The organism is Microbacterium umsixpiens, assembly GCF_053543675.1.
Genome location: NZ_JBLVOH010000180.1, coordinates 1 through 1,735, shown reverse-complemented (window position 1 = coordinate 1,735; position 1,735 = coordinate 1). Strand labels below are relative to the sequence as shown.

Below are 1,735 nucleotides of genomic sequence, written 5' to 3'. Positions count from 1 at the left end.
GCGCAGGCCGCGCTCGGTGTGCAGCCGATCGGCGACGGTCCGTCGTCGGCGGGGCAGATCGTCGCCCGTCTCGAAGAACTGATCGACACGCGCTCCAGCCGTGGCGGTGAAGCCGTCGAGCTCGGTGCACTCCAGGCCGAGAAGGCCGCGACGAACAGCGGCTCGAAGGTCGGCGAGGACTCCTCGCGCAACCGGAACGACTCGGTGCCGAAGCCGGCGATCGTGGTGCTGATCGCGCCGGATGCGCCGATCGACCGCGGCCGCCTCATCCAGCTCTCCGAGCGCGCCGCCATGCGCGGGATCTTCCCGGTGTGGCTCACGGAGGATGCCGCTGCCCTCCCGGCATCCTGCCGCACGTTCGTGGAGCTCGGTCAGACCGACAGTGCGCACTTCGTGCGACTCGGTGAGACGGTGGACAACCTCTCCGTCGACGAGCTCACGCGCGAGCAGTTCGCCGTCTTCGCCCGCGCCCTGGCCCGCCTGACCGACGCCGGCGAGGTGGCCCTCGACCGCAGCGACGTGCCGCGGACCATCTCGATGCTGCATCTCCTCGGGCGCGACATGGCCACCCAGCCCGAGAGCGTCGTCGACCGCTGGACCCAGAACGACTCGCTCCATTCCCGGCGCAAGTCGGGTTCGGCGCGGCGCTACCAGCCGAAGCTGCGCGCCCTGGTCGGCGCCGGCGCAGAGGGTGCGTTGCAGCTCGATCTTCGTCAGCAGGGACCGCACGCCCTGGTGGGTGGGACGACGGGCTCCGGCAAGAGCGAGTTCCTGCAGGCATGGGTGCTCGGCATGGCGACCGAGTACAGCCCGGAGCGCCTGACGTTCCTGTTCGTCGACTACAAGGGCGGCTCGGCGTTCGCCGACTGCACGAGCCTGCCGCACTGCGTCGGCATCGTGACCGACCTGAACGAGCACCTCGTGCGCCGCGTGCTGGTGAGCCTCCGGGCCGAGCTGCACTACCGCGAGCACCTGTTCAACCGCAAGAAGGCCAAGGACATCCTCGAGCTCGAGCGCGCCGGCGACCCGCAGGCCCCGCCCGCCTTGGTGCTGGTGATCGACGAGTTCGCCGCTCTCGCCAAGGAGGTCCCGGAGTTCGTCGACGGCGTGATCGACATCGCGCAGCGCGGTCGTTCGCTGGGCATCCACCTGATCATGGCCACGCAGCGTCCGGCCGGTGTCATCAAGGACAACCTGCGGGCGAACACGAACCTCCGTGTCGCCCTGCGCATGGCGGATGAGACCGACAGCAACGACGTGATCGGCACGAAGGACGCCTCGCTGTTCGACCCGGGCACGCCGGGTCGAGGCATCGCGAAGACCGGCCCCGGCCGCATGACCCTGTTCCAGTCGGCGTACGCCGGTGGCTGGAGCCTCGGCGAGAGCGACGGCGTCGATGTGGCGATCGCCGCATTCGGCACCACCGACCAGGGGCCGTGGGAGCTGCCCATCGACGAGAACGCGGTCGTGGTCGATGAGGACCTCGGTCCGAACGATCAGCAGCGGCTCGTCAGCACCATGGTGCTCGCCGCTCAGGCGGCCCAGGTCGAGAAGCCGCGTCGGCCGTGGCTCGACGAGCTGGCGCCCACGTTCGACCAGCTCAAGCTGCCGCAGCGCACGGACGCTGCCCTGCTGCTCGGCGTCGTCGACCAGCCGGAGCGCCAGGAGCAGGTGCCGTTCCATTTCCTGCCCGACACCGAGGGCCACATGGTGATCTACGGCACCAGCGGCGCCG

General features: G+C 70.1%; 1 protein-coding gene. It reads left to right on the top strand.

The features are described from left to right. Positions 1 to 1,735, top strand: a 1,735-nt coding sequence (locus ACNPM4_RS17025; protein ID WP_448986469.1) for an FtsK/SpoIIIE domain-containing protein, incomplete at both ends; no start/stop codon positions are given.